Origin of the sequence: Bradyrhizobium oligotrophicum S58 (genome assembly GCF_000344805.1) — a bacterium.
GTDB lineage: Bacteria > Pseudomonadota > Alphaproteobacteria > Rhizobiales > Xanthobacteraceae > Bradyrhizobium > Bradyrhizobium oligotrophicum.
Map to the genome: position 1 here is coordinate 1,503,619 of NC_020453.1, position 15,562 is coordinate 1,519,180.

Genomic DNA, 15,562 nt, shown 5'->3' on the forward strand with positions numbered 1-15,562 from the left:
TCCCAGGCGCAATTTGATGCAAATCGTGATCGAGCTTACGCGCCAGTCCGCCGCGCTATCTGATTTCGATTGTCGTTATTCGTCAGCTCTCGGTGAGTTCGCCGACATGAGCCGCGATCGCCAGCGATGACGTCAATCCCGGCGATTCGATTCCAAACAGGTTGATCAGCCCGTCCACGCCGTGATCGCGCGGGCCCTGGACGACGAAGTCCTGCGACGCCACGGCAGGCGGTACGATCTTCGGCCGGATGCCGGAATAGCTCGGCATCAGCGCGCCGTCCGGCAGCGCCGGCCAGTATTTGCGGATCGCCGGATAGAAGCGCTCGGCGCGCGCGGGATCGACGGCGTAGTCGATCGTATCGATCCATTCGACATCGGGACCGAACCGTGCCTGGCCCGCCATGTCGAGCGTCAGATGGACGCCGAGACCGCCGGGCTCCGGTACCGGGTAGATCAGGCGCGTGAACGGCGCCCTGGCGTTGCAGCTGAAGTAGTTACCCTTGGCGAGATAAGGGGTGGGCGCCAACGACGGCGGCATGCCGTCGATCAGCCGGGCCACGTCGGGCGCGTTCAGGCCGGCTGCGTTGACCAGCAGACGGCAGGCCAGGGTCATCGGCTGTTCGCCGCCGGTCTCGACCTCGATCACGCCACCTGCGACCTTGGCGCGCAACAGCGGCGTGTGGAAGGCGAGGGCGCCGCCGGCGTCCTCGATCTCGCCGCGCAGCGACAGCATGTAGGCATGGCTGTCGAGGATGCCGGTGGAGGGCGACAGCAGGGCCGCCTCGCAGGCGAGCGCCGGCTCCATGGTCCGGGCTTCGGAACCCGACAACAGTCGCATGCCTTCGACGCCGTTGGCCTCGGCATGGGCGCGGATGCCCTGCAGCTTCTCTGTCTCGGCCGGATTGGTGGCGACGATCAGCTTGCCGCAGTTGCGGTAGGGCACGCCATGCTCGTCGCAATAGCGGTATAATAGACGTTTGCCGGCCACGCAGAACCGGGCCATCAGGCTGCCGGCCTTATAGTAGATGCCGGCATGGATCACCTCGCTGTTGCGAGACGATGTCACCGTGCCGATGCCCTCGGCCGCCTCGAGGACGATGACTTCCCGGCCTGCCTTGGCCAATTGGCGGGCTACGGCAAGTCCGACGACGCCGGCTCCGACGACGACGCAATCGACGCTATCCATGGGTAGTCCCGAGACGATCCGGAGAAGTCATTGCTTGTTGCAATCCCTGGTGGGTGGAACCTTGGCCCCGCACGCCGCGGCTTAGCAATCCGTTCATCATAGGAGGTCATTGACCGAATTTGCTTCGTCTTTTTCGAAGTTTCTGCAAGCCGTTTACCCGATCCCAACAGGTGAAGCCAGACAATGCCATCCGAATACCGCGGGTGATTGATGGCTGGCAAGAATTGGCAGGCGAGCGGCAGAAACGCGTTTCCTGCGCGTGTCGTTGCGGCCTCGATGGCCGCCATGGCCGTGGGAGCGGCTGCGTCGACGCGCGTCTGGGCCGCCTCTGTCGATGTCTCGCCCTTCAGCTATGTGGGCGCCGTCGAACCCGAGGTGCTCTGGAAGGTGCTGATCGGGGGCATCGTCGTCTGTGCCTTCCTGGCTTCGGTCCTGATCTGGATCCATTCCGCATTGCGGCGCACCAAGCGGGCGCAGCTGCGGCGGAACGCCTTCATCAGCTCGGCCCTCAACAATCTCAGCCAGGGGCTGATGCTGACTGACGCCGCCAACCGCGTCGTCTTCTACAACCATCGCTTCCTCGAAATCTACGGCATGAGCCGGGCAGATATTCCGCCCGGCTGCACCGGCCGGGATCTCGTCGAGTTGCGCCGGCAGCGCGGCCTGCTCCATCTGACGGTCGAAGACTATGCGCGCCAGGCGCGGCAGCCAGACGGCTGCCTGACCGAGTTGCCCGGCGGACGCGTGGTCCGCGCCCAGATGTTCCGTCTTCCAACCGGTGGATCGATCGGCATCCACGAAGACTGTACGGCGCAGCACCGGCTGGAGCGCGAGCTCGCCTCGACCAAGCAGTTCCTGGAATCAGTGGTCGACCAGGTTCCGGTCTGCGTCGCCGCCAAGAACATCGACGATGGCCGCTACATCTTCGCCAACCGGGCGTTCGAGCAGTTCTCGCGGGTGCCGCGGGACCAGATCATCGGAAAGCGTCCGAGCGACCTGTTCGGCGACGAGACGGCGGCCGATATCGCGGCTGCCGACCGCGCAGCGATGCTGGCGCCCGGCACCACCTATTGCAGCGAACTCGTGGTTCAACGCGGCGACGAGAAGCGCATCCTCGACGCCCACCGGGTCGTCGCACGCAACGACAAGAACGAACCGCAATTCCTCATCGCCCTGTTCGACGACGCCACGGAGCGGCGGTCGCTGAGCCGTGAGCTGGAGAACACCAAGAAATTCCTCGAGCTCGTCGTCGACAACATCCCGGTCTCGCTGATCGTCGAGAGCGTCGATAACGGCCGCTATCTGCTCGCCAATCGCAGCGCCGAGATCATCCTCAACCGCAAGCGCGAGGACGCGATGGGCCTGACCGCCGCCGATGTCTTCAATCCGCGCGAGGCCAGGCTGATCATCGCCCGCGACGAAGCCGCCATCAAGAAGCGCAGCCTCCTGACCGAAGAGCACCCGATCTCGACCAAGGACGGCCTGCGGCTGTTCCTGACCCGGCGGGCGACGGTGCTGGGCGAGACCGGCGAGCCGCAATATCTGATCAAGACCTATGAGGACGTGACCGACCGGCGCCAGACCGAATCGCGGATGGCGCACATGGCCTATCATGACGGCCTGACCGATCTGCCGAACCGCGCCGCATTCCTGCAGGCCCTGAGCCAGATGATCGAGGCCTGCGCGGATACCGACGAGGAGTTCGCGGTCCTGAACGTCGACCTCAAGGGCCTGAAGGACGTCAACGACGTCTTCGGCCACGCCATCGGCGACAAGCTGTTGATCGAGGTTGCCCGCCGCGTTCAGACCGTCGCCCGGGGCGGGGTGGTCGCGCGTCTCTCGGGCGATGAGTTCGGGCTGATCATCGACGGCAAGCAACCGGAAGTGGGCAGGGCGCTGGCCGAACAGCTGGCGGCGGCGATCGCGGTGGACTTCCAGATCGACGGCAAGTCGATCCGCACCGCGCTGACGACGGGCATCTCGGTCTTCCCGCACAATGGCTCGGACCCCGCTTCGCTGCTCGCCAATGCCGGCGCCGCCCTGTTCCGCGCCAAGGCCAAGTCACGCGGCAGCATCACCTTCTACGAACCCGAGATGGACCAGCAGATCCGCGACCGCCGCGTGCTGCACCAGGAGCTCTCGGTCGCGATCAAGCATGGCGAGCTGTCGCTGTATTTCCAGCCGCAGGCGAGCTCGGGCCACACCGTCGACTCCAGCGAGATCATCGGCTTCGAGGCGCTGGCGCGCTGGCACAATCCGGTTCGCGGCTTCGTGCCGCCGAGCGACTTCATTCCGCTCGCCGAAGAGAGCGGGATGATCGTCGAGATGGGCGAGTGGATCCTGCGCGAGGCCTGCCGTGAGGCCGCGTCCTGGCCGAAGCCGCTGCAGGTTGCGGTCAACCTGTCTCCGGCCCAGTTCGTCCATGGCGACCTCGTCGCGCTGGTCCATTCGATCCTGCTCGAGACCGGGCTTGCGCCTGGCCGGCTCGAGCTCGAGATCACCGAGGGCGTGCTGATCGAAGACTTCGATCGCGGTGTCGCGCTGCTCCGCCGGCTGAAGGCGCTCGGCGTTCGCGTCTCGATGGACGATTTCGGCAGCGGCTACTCGTCACTGAGCTATCTGCAGGCGTTTCCGTTCGACAAGATCAAGATCGACCGCGCCTTCGTCATGAATCTCGGCCGCAACCCGCAATCGGCGGCGATCATCCGTGCGGTCATCGGTCTCGGCCATGGCATGAACATGTCGATCGTGGCGGAAGGTGTGGAGACGCAGGAGCAGCTCGGATTCCTCGCCGAACAAGGCTGCGACTCGGTTCAGGGCTACCTGCTCGGCAAGCCGCTGCCGATCGACAAATATGACGGCGTGGTCGGCCGTGCTCACGACGACGTCGTGGAGACGGTGCGCAAGACGGGTTGACCGTCCAATTGCGGCGAGAGGCTATCGCGCAACAGCGCGAATTTATCCGCTTCCCTGCAGGCTGAGCCGCTACGAGAATCATCGACGCGAGTCTACGATCGCACGTCCTGACACGCTCGAAGACGTTGCGTATGGCGGACTACGATCTTGCAATCATCGGCGGTGGTCTGAACGGCGTCAGCCTGGCGCGTGACGCGGCCGGCCGCGGCCTGCGCGTCATCCTGATCGAGCAGGGCGATCTCGGCGGTGCCGCTTCGTCGGCGACGTCCCGGCTGGTGCATGGTGATCTTGCCGCGTTGGAGCGCCGGAGCTTCTTGCGCGTGCGCAATGCGCTGGCCGAGCGTGACGTGTGGCTCAGCATCGCTCCGCATGTGGTGCGGCCGACCCGCTTTGCGGTTCCCGCTCACGCCAATGAGCGTCCGCAATGGCAGCTGCGCGCCGGGCTATGGCTCTATGACCGTCTTGCGAGCCACAACCGTCTGCCTGCCGCGACGACGCTCGACGTCACGCATCATCCAGTCGGCGACGCCTTGAAACGTCCGATCGGAACGGCGTTCGAATATTCGGACTGCGTCGTCGATGATTCCCGCCTGGTCGTGCTGACGGCGCTCGATGCGGCCGAACGGGGGGCTGCGATCCGTACCGGCGCCCGGTGCGTGCGCGCCGATCGCGATCGCATCTGGCGGCTCGCGATCATCGACCGCGGCCATCGCCGCATCGTCACCTCACGCGCACTCGCCAATGCCACGGGAGCCTGGAGCGTCTCGACCGCGGAGACCGTGTTGCGTCAGCCGGCGCCGCGCGTGACCGCCCGGCAGGTCAGCCAGATCGTGGTGCCGCGCCTGTTCGATGCCGACGCCGTCTACGTGTTCCAGAATTCGGACGGACGGTTGATCTTCGCGCAGCCTTACGAGCGTGACTTCACGCTGATCGGCACCGTCGCCCATGGCTTCAAGGGCGATCCGGCGGTTGTCGCGATGCCGGCGGCCGACGTGGCCTATCTCTGCAAGGCTGCGACCCGCTACTTCCGGTCGGACATCCAGCCTGCCGACGTGGTCCGCACCGTCTCCGGCGCCAACATGATGCTGCTGCGCGGCACCGATGGCGAGCGGCTGGAAACGGTCATGAGCCTCGATGCCGGGCGCGCCAAGGCACCGCTCTTGACCATGTGCGGCGGTGACGTCACGACGGCCCGCCGCCGGGCGGAGCAGGCGGTTTCCGGACTCGCAAAATTCTATCCGATGTCGCCGCGCTGGACGGCGAAAGCGCCGCTTCCGGGGGGCGACTTCGCATGGGAGCGGTTCGAGGATCTGATCGATGACGCAAGGGAGCGCTGGCGCTTCCTGAGCGAAGCCGAGGCACGGCGTCTGACCGGCGCCTACGGCACCCGGCTGGCGGAGATTCTCGGTGATGCCAACAGCCGGGCCGACCTCGGCGCGGCATTCGGGCCGCAGCTGACGGAGGCGGAAGTCCGCTATCTCATGACCAGGGAATGGGCACGGTTTCCTGAGGACGTGCTGTGGCGGCGGACCAAGCTTGGCCTGACCCTCCCTGCTGCCGAGCGCGATGCCCTGGCCGCCTTCATGGCGACGGCAACCGGCGATCGGGGCATCTTGCTCGCGCGCGAAGGGGACGGGGATAGTCCGGCTCGTGCGGTTGAGCTGCAGTCGATCGGCGGCTAGCTTGCCCACCGGCCGGGCCGTTTTGGTCAGGCAGGGTGATTTGATCGGGACATGGCTGACGACATCGCGACCCCAGAGCCTGCCGCCGAGCCGGCGCCATCGCCGCCGCCAGAGCCGCGTCCCGATGCGCAACCGCCGCTCCTGCGAATCGAGAACGTCGTCAAGAGCTTCGGCAGTTTCCGCGCCGTCGATGGCGTCTCGCTCGACATTCGCGCGGGCGAGTTCTTCGCGCTGCTCGGGCCCAGCGGCTGCGGCAAGACCACCTTGCTGCGCATGCTGGCCGGCTTCGAGACGCCGGATGACGGCCGCATCCTGCTGTCGGGAGAAGACATCGCGCAGGTGCTGCCGCATGAGCGGCCCGTCAACATGATGTTCCAGAACTACGCGCTGTTCCCGCATCTGAACGTGCGCGACAACATCGCCTTCGGCCTGAGGCGCGCTGGCATGCCGCGCGCCGAGATCGCCACGCGCGTCGCGGAGATGGTCGCTCTGGTGCGGCTCGAAGGCCTCGAGAAGCGCAAGCCCGATCAGCTGTCAGGCGGTCAGAAGCAGCGCGTGGCGCTGGCGCGCTCGCTGGCGCGCCGGCCGCAGGTGCTGCTGCTCGACGAACCGATGGCCGCGCTCGACAAGAAGCTGCGCGAGAGCACGCAGCTTGAGCTGATGCAGCTGCAGCGCAAGCTCGGCATGACCTTCATCATCGTGACCCACGACCAGGACGAGGCCATGACGGTGGCGAGCCGGATCGGCGTGATGAATGCCGGACGGCTCGAGCAGGTCGCGGCGCCGCGCCGACTGTATGAAGAGCCGGCGTCGCGCTGGGTGGCGGAGTTCGTCGGCGACATCAATCTGTTCGAGGGCGAGGTGACTGCGCGGGAGCCGTACCGGCTTCGGGTCACGACCGCCAACGTTGGCGAGCTCGTCGCGGCCCAGCCCGTTGCTCCGACCAGCGAGAGCAAGGTCGCGGTCGCGATCCGTCCCGAGAAGATCCGCCTCGCGCTCCGCCGGCCGGCGGCCGATGCTGCGATCAATTGCGTCGCAGGCGCCATCACCGACGCGAGCTATCTCGGCGGCAAGACCGTATACAAGATCAAGCTCGATGGCGGGGCCGTCATTCACGCGGCGCAGGCCAACACCGCGCGGCTCGACGCCGACGGCTATGGGCTCAACCAGCGCGTGGTGGCCTGGTTCACGCCCGATGATTGCGTGGTGCTGGAGCGATGAGCGCGCGCCGCATCTTCTCGCGACCGGCCCGCTTCGCGGCGATCGCGCCGTATGTCTGGATGGTGCTGTTCTTCCTGGTGCCGTTCGCCTTCGTCGTGAAGATCAGCCTGTCGCAGACCGCGATCGCACAGCCGCCCTATACGCCGGTGTTCTCGCTATCAGATGGCTTTGCGGCGCTTTGGGATGCGTTCGGCGCGTTGTCGCTGGATAATTTCCGCCTGCTGCTGTCGGACGATCTGTATCTCGCATCCTATCTGCGCAGCGTCATCGTTGCTGCGACGTCGACGGCGATCCTGCTCCTGATCGGCTATCCCATTGCCTACGGCATGGCGCGGCTGCCGAGGGGATGGCAGGGCATCGCGATGATGCTGGTCATCGTGCCGTTCTGGACCTCGTTCCTGATCCGCATCTATGCCTGGGTCAATATCCTGCAGCATGACGGGCTCCTGAACCAGATCCTGCTCGCGCTGCATCTGGTGTCCACGCCGGTGGTATGGCTGTCGACCGACAGCGCGATGTATGTCGGCATCGTCTATTCCTATCTGCCGTTCATGATCCTGCCGCTGTTTGCGACGCTGACGAAGCTGGAGCCCGCGCTCGAAGAGGCCGCCGCCGATCTCGGCGCCTCGCCGCGCGAGACCTTCTGGCTGGTGACGTTTCCGCTCTCGCTGCCCGGTGTCGGCGCTGGCTGCCTGCTGTGTTTCATCCCGATCGTTGGCGAGTTCGTCATTCCCGATCTCCTCGCCGGCTCCAAATCGCTGATGATCGGCCAGACCCTGTGGCTGGAGTTCTTCACCAACAAGGACTGGCCGGTGGCCTCGAGCCTCGCCGTGGTGCTGCTGGTCGTGCTGCTGCTGCCGCTGCTGCTCTATGACCGCCTGCAGCGCCGGCAGCTGGAGGAGGGCAGGTAATGGCTGCGAAAGCGTCTCGCCTGTCCCGGTTCAACGTCGCCTCGCTGACGCTAGGGCTCGCGTTCCTGTATCTGCCGATCCTGATCCTGGTGATCTACTCGTTCAACGCCTCACGGCTGGTGACGGTGTGGGGCGGCTGGTCGTTGCGCTGGTATCAGGAGTTCTTCAACGACCGTGCGATGATCGATGCAGCGTGGATGAGCCTGCGCGTCGGCGCGACCTCGGCGACGGTCGCGACGGTGCTGGGGACGCTCGCTGCCGTGGCGCTGTCGCGCGGGCACGGCTTTCGCGGCCGCATGCTGTTCTCCGGCATGCTGTATGCGCCGCTGGTGATGCCCGAGGTGATCACGGGCCTGTCGCTGCTGTTGCTGTTTGTGGCGTTCGATGCCGAGCGCGGCTTCTGGACGGTGACGATTGCGCACACCACCCTGACGATGTGCTTCGTCGCCGTGGTCGTGCAGTCGCGCCTGGTTTCGCTGGACCGAAGCCTGGAGGAAGCCGCGATGGATCTCGGCTGCGATCCGTTGCGCGCCTTCGTGATGGTGACCCTGCCGCTGATCGCGCCCGCAGTCGTCGCAGGCTGGATGCTGGCCTTCACCCTGTCGCTCGACGATCTCGTCATCGCGAGCTTCACCACGGGGCCCGGCTCGGCGACCCTGCCGATCCGGATCTATTCCGAGGTCCGGCTCGGGGTCAAGCCGGAGATCAACGCGATCTGCACGCTGGTGATTGGGCTGATCGCGGTGGTGATCGTTGTCGCATCGCTGGCGTCGAAGCTGTCGAGCGACCGCGGCGAAAGCGCTGCCCCGCTGTAAGAGCCGTCATTGCAAGCGCAGCAATCCAAAGTCGTCGCGGGACTCTGGATTGCTTCCGCCTTCGCTCTTGGAGCTACGGCGGACACGTCGCTTCGCTCGCAATGACGATGGTGGTTCGTCTGGTCGCCCATCACAGCTGTCATCGCCCGGCTTGACCGGGCGAACCAGTACGCCGAGACGCCCGTGAGTCTGCCGAGAGGCCGCGGCGTACTGGATGCCCGCCTGCGCGGGCATGACAGCCGGGGTTGTGGCGCCTTGCGTGGTCATCGCGAACGCGGCTCGCGATGACCACGCATGCTGTGGCAGCGTCATTCATACCGCGAACAGCTTCAAGGCGGCGGCGATCACCGTGCGATGAATTGCGCCGCGATCGACTGATGGCGGATCGACGCAGGACGCCGGATCGCTCTGCCGGCCGAGTTCGGTGCTCTCAGGCAGGAACACGTAGTGGCCGGCATCGTCAGCGACGACATCGAGTGCGCTGTGCGGCAAGCGTTGCTGCAGCCAGCGCGCGGACGGCAGCAGCGCGTCGCCACCGCCGACCATGACGTGCGTCGGCACGCCGATCGCGGCGACGCTGTCGTCGGAAAAGCCCTGCACTGAGCGTCCCGGCGCGAGCAGCAGCGCCGCCTTGATGCGGCGATCGTGATAGGAGGCCGACATCCGCGCCCAAGAGTTGCGGAAGATCTCGCTCTCCTCCATCAGGCGTGGAAGGTGATCGACGAGATCGGGAAACTCGCGCGGTCCGCGGCCGAGATTGGCGCCTGGCTCGAATGGCGATCGGATCATGATGGCGCCGAGCAGGGCGGTAGCCGTGACGCCGCCGAGCGAATAGCCGACGGTGAAGATGCGGTTGAGGCCGATGCGGCCTTCGAAGGCGCGATGAGCCAGGATGTGGTCGATCAGCAATGACAGGTCGCGCGGACGTTCCCATGAGCAAAGGAATCCCTCGGCTCGGTACGGCTCGGCATTGCTGTTGCCGTGATGATTGACGGCGACCGCGATGAAGCCGCGACTGGCCAGCTCACGCGCCAGCCATTCGAACTGCAGGCCGTTGCAGCCGGTGCCGTGCGAGTAGACCACGAGCGGAGAAGACCTTTTGGCGGCCAGCGGCGCATCCAGCGCCGCTTGTCCTGCCTTGAACCAGCCTGGCGGCCACGGCGCGACCGGAAGCGCCGTTTCGTCTGCTCCGTCGGCGGCGGGATACCAGGCGAACCAGTCGACGGGACGGGGCCCGTCGCCATCCCAGTTCGGCCGCGAGGCGTCCTCGAACCGCCCCTGACGAAACCCGACCTTCATTGCTCCGTCACGACTTCACGGCGCCGGCAGTGAGGCCGCCCACCATGTAGCGTTTGAAGGCGTAGTAGACCGCGGCCGGCGGCAGCGCGTAGATGAAGCCCGTGGTCATCAGAAGCTCCCAGGGCGAATCGTCGGCAGCCAGGAAGTTGCCGAGCGCCACCGGCAGCGTAATGGCTTTGTCGTTCGACAGCAGCAGGAAGGCGTAGAGATACTCGTTCCAGGCCAGCAGAACCGCGTAGGTGCCGATCGCGACCAGCGACGGCATCATCAGCGGCACGTAGACGAGGCGGAAGATCTGCAGCGGGCTGGCGCCATCCATGACGGCGGCTTCGTCCAGCTCGACCGGCAGCTTGTCGGAGGCCTGCTTCAGCACCCAGATCGCGTAAGGCGAGGCGATCGTGACCATCGCCAAGATCAGCGACCAGTCGTTGTTCAACAGGCCGTATTTGCCCATGGTGCGATACATCGGCACGGCGAGGAACGCGGCCGGGATGAAATAGGTGAACAGCGCGAGGTTCATCACCACGCGGCTGCCCGGCACGCGCAGGCGCGAGATCGCGTAAGCCGCGCACGTCGCGATCACCAGCGTCAACGCGCCGACGGCGACCGCAATGACGACGGAATTGCCGAACTGGATCCAGAAGTCGCGCAGGAAGTAGTGCTGCTGGTGAAACACGATCGAGAAATTGTGCAAGGTCGGATGGTCCGGCCACAGCTTGCCCGAGAACGCGTCCTCCTTCGGCGAGATCGCAAACAGGAACATGTGATAGATCGGGATCATCGTCCAGATGAAGACGGGGATGCCGATCAGGAGCAGCCGGGCCTCGGTGCCGACTTCGCGCAGAGTAGGGAGCTTCATCGCGACAACCGCTTCATCATGAAATAGACCAGGGGGAGCACCAGCGGCATTGCGCAGACGATCGACGCCATCGCGAGACTGAGCTGATCGAGCCGGAGATAGCGGATGCCGAGCGTCGACAGCACATGGGTGAGATCGGCCGGCCCGCCGCCGGTCAAGAGATAGACGCTGTTGAAGTCGCCGAGCGTCCAGATCATCGAGAGCAGCGTGCAGGTGATGTAGAGTGTCTGCATCGACGGCCAGGTGATGAAGCGGAACTTCTGCCACCAGGTGGCCCCGTCGACCTCGGCGGCCTCGAACAGGTCATGCGAAATCGCGAGTCGGCCGGTCATCAGGATCAGGGTCCAGAACGGCAGCGACTTCCAGATGTGCATGCCGATGGCCATCGACAGTGCGACCGTCGGGTTGTTCAGCCAGTTCGGGCCGTCTTCGCCGGTGAACTTGAAAATGAGCTGGTTGATCACGCCCCATTCGGGATTGAGCATGAAGCGCACCGACAGGATGGTCGGGATCGACGGCACGGCCCAGGGCAGGATGAAGATGACGGACAGCCATTTGATCCAGCCGCGCTGCTGAATGAAGAAGCCGGACAGGAACAGCGCGATCAGCATCTTCAGATTGATGCCGACGAGAAGGAAGATCAGCGTGTTGACGGCGGCGCGCGCGAAGATCGGGTCGTTGTACAGCGCGACATAGCTGGCCGGATCTCGCGCCAGCCACAGGCCGTAGCCGACGGGGTAGACGACGAAGGCGAGGAAGACGAGCAGGTAGGGCGCGAGCATGACGATGCCCCACACCTGTGACGGTGTCAGCAGCACCGGGCGCGGCGCCTCCGCGAGCGCGGAATCGGAAGCTGAGAGCGTGATCGCCATGGTGGTTTCTTCCCGGGTCGTCTCTTCCCGCCGATAGCCAAACCGGCCGCATACGTTGCGGCCGGCACGTGTTGTCGTTGTCAGGAGCTCAGGCTAGTGCATCGCGATGCCAGTGACTAGCCGGCAACCTCCTTCAGCCGCGCGATCAACTCGTCGACGGCCTTCTCGACCGGCACCTTCTCGCTGACCACGCGGTTCATGGCCTTCGCCCAGACGTTCTCATTGTTGAGGATCGTGAACTTGTAGTTCTTGGTGAAGTCGAACGGCGTGGTGCCGCCCGTGAACTGGGTGTAGACGGCCTTGCGATGGCGGTCGGCCTGCCAGAACGGGCTCTTCTGGCCGGCGGTGGTCACCGGGAACCAGCGGCCCAGCGCGCCCTCGACGTAGGGACCGAGGTTCTCTTCCTGCATCAGGAACTTGATGAACTCCTTGGCCTGCGCCTTGTGCGGCGCATTGGCAAAGATCAGGCCGGTCTTGACGTCGGAGCGATACTTGATCGGCGTGCCGTCCGGCTTGTTGGGGAAGGACGCGGTGATGATGTCCTCCTCATAGGCCTTCTTGCCGGCCGCGCGCTGTTCGGGGGTCAGCGCGGGGTTGGTGGAATCCTCGAACCACTTCGCCGCGATCGAGATCGTGAAGTTGTGCGTCATCACGATCGTCTTGTTGTGGAAGGCAACGTTGTTGTCCGGATCCTTCCAGGTCGTGGACGACGGCGGCGTGCAGCCCTTGATGTAGGTGTCGGTGTAGTCCTTCATCGCCTTGACGAGGCCGTCGCGCACCTTGGGATCGTCGACCAGCAGCTTGCCGTCGTCATCGACCAGCTTGACGTTGTAGGCGTCCATGAAGGTGTAGAACGACTGGAACGAATCGGTCGATTCCACGCCCATCGGCTGACCGACGCCATACATGCGCTGCCCGGTCGCCTTGCGGACCGCCGGCTGCACCTTGTCGCACCAGAACGTCCAGTAGTCCTCCCACTTGGTGGGGATGTCGCTCTGCTTGAAGCCGGCCTTGTCCAGCAGGTCGCCCCAGATCTGGACGTGCATGCTCTGCTGCTTCAGCGGGAAACCGTAATAGGCCTTCTTCTTGGTGACGTTGTTATAGAGATAGGCGGTCTCGACCGTGTTCGGAGCGAACGCCGATTTCATCGGCTCGAGAATGTCGGTCAGATCCTCCAGCTTGCCTTCGAACGCCCACTTGCCCTGGGCCTGGACGTCGTAGGTGTCGGCATAGGCGACATCAGGCACGGTGCCGGAATCGAGCGCGGCGACCGTCTTCGGGATCATGTCCTGGATCGCGTATTGCGACAGCTCGACCTTGATGCCGGTCTTGGCCTCGAATTTCTTGACGACGTTGAGCAGCGCATCGTCTTCGGACTTGTAGAAGCCCTTGCTCCACCAGATCGTGATGGTGTCCTGAGCGATGGCTGGTGCTGCAGCGCAAAAAAGCCCGGCGGCTGCGACTGCGATTGAAAGCGCACCCATTCCCCTGGATTTCACGTGTCTCTCCCTGATCCGCCGATCTTGTTTGATCGGTTGACGGGACACTAGCCCACGGGATCGATGCGATCCAGAAGTAATATATCAGCCATAGGTCGTGACACCGGAGGCCAATGGACGCGACCGTCGCATCAGTTCTGTTTTGTGGGACTGCCTGCCGGAGCATCGGCCTGCGGCGGAGTGCTGTCCTGCTCGGCAGGGCGCAGCCCGCCGCCGGTGAAGCGTTCCAGCACCGAGCGCACGGCATCCCGCGTCTTGCGGTCCTTGACGGCGTCGAGCAACGGGGCCGCCGCCGGCGCGCGGCGGATCAGGCTTTCAGGATCGGGGAAGATCAGCGGATCCTCCCACGGCCCCTGCACGACGAAGGGCAGCTCGAAGCCGTTGCTGCCATTGCCTACCGACAGCAGGCTTGCCACGCCCTTGAAATCGTATTCGCGGGTCGGCACCGACGCCGTTCCGGTCATCGTGATCCGCGCGGTCGGGCTTTCGACGCGGATGTCTTCCGCGGTGGCGATGCCCTCGGCAAACTTCACCGAGACCGTCAGCGCATCGTATGGCGTCGACCCGGAGCGGAAATTGCCGCCGCGCGACAGCGGGCTGCGTTCCAACCGCTTGAGCAATTGCTCGACATTGAAGCCGGAGATCGCGCCTTCACGGCCCTGCAGCGTGGCGCTGCCGTCGAGCGACTGAGCAAGCCCGAACGGGCTGGAGCCCGATGCGGTCAGCGAGACGTTGAGGTTGCCGCGTCCCGATAGTGACGACACGCCGAACATCTCGTTGGCGCAGGCCTGCAGGTCGACATCGGTGAATTGCAGCTCCGCCTTCACGTCGGCGACCGTGTCGGCGCGGGCGATGCCGAACGAGCCGCGCACCACGCCGCCATACATCTGCGCCTCGCCGACCGAGAGCGCGAGCACGCCGTTGCGCAGATTGGCGCCGAACGCCGTGCGCCCGAGCTTCGACGAGCCGACGGTGACCTTTGCGGCCGATAGTCGCATGTCGAGGTCGGTCGTCGACAAGGCCTTGAGGTCGAACAGCTGCCGATTCCAGTCGCGCGCGCCGTTGGCGAGCAGCCGGAACGTCGAGATATAGGGCGTGAAGTCGAGCGCATCGGCGGCGAGAGTGGCCTGCAGCGCCTGTCGGCCGTTATTGGCGTAAGTCATCACGCCTTCGGCCGTGTTGCCGTCGAGTTCGACATTGACGTTGGTGAGCGCGATCGAGGCGCCGACCACGTTGGCGCGGGCGCGCAGCGCAAAGCGGCCGAAACCATTGCCGCCGAGCGGCGCCTGTCCGGTCCAGCGCATCGCGTCGCGCAGCGACGGGCTGTCCACTGTCAGCGTGCCCTCCATCAACGCGCTGGTGCGGTTGGCGACGGTGCCGTCGAAGGCAACCTTCAGGGGCGGGCTGGCAAGGCGCATCTTGAGACCGGACCGGTCTCCCGACAGCGCGGCGAGGAAATCGCTGACGCTGATCGAGCCCTCGATGCGCTGGCCGCGCCAATCGAATTGCCCGGTCGCGGCGAAGGAGCGCGAGATCGACGGCCAGGCCAGCGACAGGTCGATGTCGTCGAGCCGCTCGGAGGCATGGTGGCTGCCATCCTCGTAGACCAGGATGCCATCCTGGATGCGGATCTCGGAGAACGACATCTGGCTGTCGGGACCCGGGCGCATCGTACGCGCGATGGTGTCGATGAAGGGAGTCCAGTTGCTGTTGCCGTCGGCCTCGCGGACCACGTTGATCTGCGGCCGCAGCATCATCACGTCGGCGATCTCGAACCGCTGCAACAGCAGCGGCAGCAGCTGCAGATTGGCGGTCAGCACGTCGACGCGCAAAGCGGGGTCTTCGGTGCCGCTGCCCTTCAGGCCGACGTCATGGAAGGAGACGTAGCTGCCGGGGAACAGGGAGACGTCGATATGTCCCTTGACGACGAGCTCGAGCCCGGTCACGGCGCGGATCTGGGCCTCGACCGCTTGGCGCAGGGCGTCGCGATTGACCAGCCAGGAGCTCGCCAACAGGCTCACGAACGCGATGCCGAGCAGCACCGCGATCGGTGTGCCGAGGCGCCTCATTCCTTGGGCCATGGTCACTGACATGTCCTGGGATCGTCGGATCGCTGGTTACTGGGGATGGGTAGGGCGCGCCGAAAACCCTTGCCAACATCAACAACTTGATGCGTTTTCTTGACGCTTTCAAGGCCGCGCCGCGGGTGTGGCCGGATTACGGCGGCGCATGCGGATTCCGCACCCCGGATCGTTTCGGGGCCGCAAGCCGGGCTGACAGCTAAAGCAGGATTTGCGCGTTG

11 protein-coding genes are annotated in these 15,562 nt (G+C 65.2%); 5 read left to right on the forward strand and 6 right to left on the reverse strand.

Annotation, left to right across the window (positions count from 1 at the left end; translation table 11 throughout):
• Positions 1-82: 82 nt before the first annotated feature.
• Entirely contained in the window at positions 83-1,186 is a 1,104-nt protein-coding gene (locus S58_RS06520; protein WP_015664465.1) for an NAD(P)/FAD-dependent oxidoreductase, read from the reverse strand.
• A 210-nt stretch (positions 1,187-1,396) separates the two neighbouring features.
• Between S58_RS06520 and S58_RS06525 the strand changes: the two genes are divergently transcribed.
• From S58_RS06525 to S58_RS06545, 5 genes are all read left to right on the forward strand, one after another.
• A complete protein-coding gene (locus tag S58_RS06525) occupies positions 1,397-4,102 on the forward strand; it encodes a sensor domain-containing protein (RefSeq protein ID WP_015664466.1) in 2,706 nt (901 codons plus the stop codon).
• 131 nt (positions 4,103-4,233) lie between these two features.
• On the forward strand, positions 4,234-5,784 hold the full coding sequence (locus tag S58_RS06530; RefSeq protein WP_015664467.1) for a glycerol-3-phosphate dehydrogenase: 1,551 nt from the start codon (positions 4,234-4,236) through the stop codon (positions 5,782-5,784).
• A 51-nt stretch (positions 5,785-5,835) separates the two neighbouring features.
• Entirely contained in the window at positions 5,836-7,005 is a 1,170-nt protein-coding gene (locus S58_RS06535; protein ID WP_015664468.1) for an ABC transporter ATP-binding protein, read from the forward strand.
• Positions 7,002-7,916 (forward strand): ABC transporter permease, encoded by a 915-nt coding sequence (locus S58_RS06540; RefSeq protein WP_015664469.1) that lies wholly within the window; start codon positions 7,002-7,004, stop codon positions 7,914-7,916. The genes S58_RS06535 and S58_RS06540 overlap by 4 nt, the downstream gene beginning before the upstream one ends.
• Positions 7,916-8,731: an ABC transporter permease gene (locus tag S58_RS06545; protein ID WP_015664470.1), complete on the forward strand. Its 816-nt coding sequence runs from the start codon at positions 7,916-7,918 to the stop codon at positions 8,729-8,731. The genes S58_RS06540 and S58_RS06545 overlap by 1 nt, the downstream gene beginning before the upstream one ends.
• A 312-nt stretch (positions 8,732-9,043) precedes the next feature.
• Here S58_RS06545 and S58_RS06550 read toward each other — a convergent pair whose 3' ends face one another.
• From S58_RS06550 to S58_RS06570, 5 genes are all read right to left on the reverse strand, one after another.
• Positions 9,044-10,030, reverse strand: coding sequence for an alpha/beta hydrolase family protein (locus S58_RS06550; RefSeq protein WP_015664471.1), 987 nt, complete (start codon positions 10,028-10,030; stop codon positions 9,044-9,046).
• A gap of 7 nt (positions 10,031-10,037) precedes the next feature.
• Positions 10,038-10,889, reverse strand: a complete 852-nt coding sequence (locus tag S58_RS06555; protein ID WP_015664472.1) for a carbohydrate ABC transporter permease — start codon at positions 10,887-10,889, stop codon at positions 10,038-10,040.
• Positions 10,886-11,761: a carbohydrate ABC transporter permease gene (locus S58_RS06560; RefSeq protein ID WP_015664473.1), complete on the reverse strand. Its 876-nt coding sequence runs from the start codon at positions 11,759-11,761 to the stop codon at positions 10,886-10,888. The genes S58_RS06555 and S58_RS06560 overlap by 4 nt, the downstream gene beginning before the upstream one ends.
• A gap of 116 nt (positions 11,762-11,877) precedes the next feature.
• Positions 11,878-13,260 carry an ABC transporter substrate-binding protein gene (locus S58_RS06565; RefSeq protein WP_042338877.1) on the reverse strand — a complete coding sequence of 461 codons (1,383 nt, stop codon included), beginning with the start codon at positions 13,258-13,260 and terminating at the stop codon, positions 11,878-11,880.
• A 131-nt stretch (positions 13,261-13,391) separates the two neighbouring features.
• Entirely contained in the window at positions 13,392-15,341 is a 1,950-nt protein-coding gene (locus S58_RS06570; RefSeq protein WP_015664475.1) for an AsmA family protein, read from the reverse strand.
• Positions 15,342-15,562: the final 221 nt, after the last annotated feature.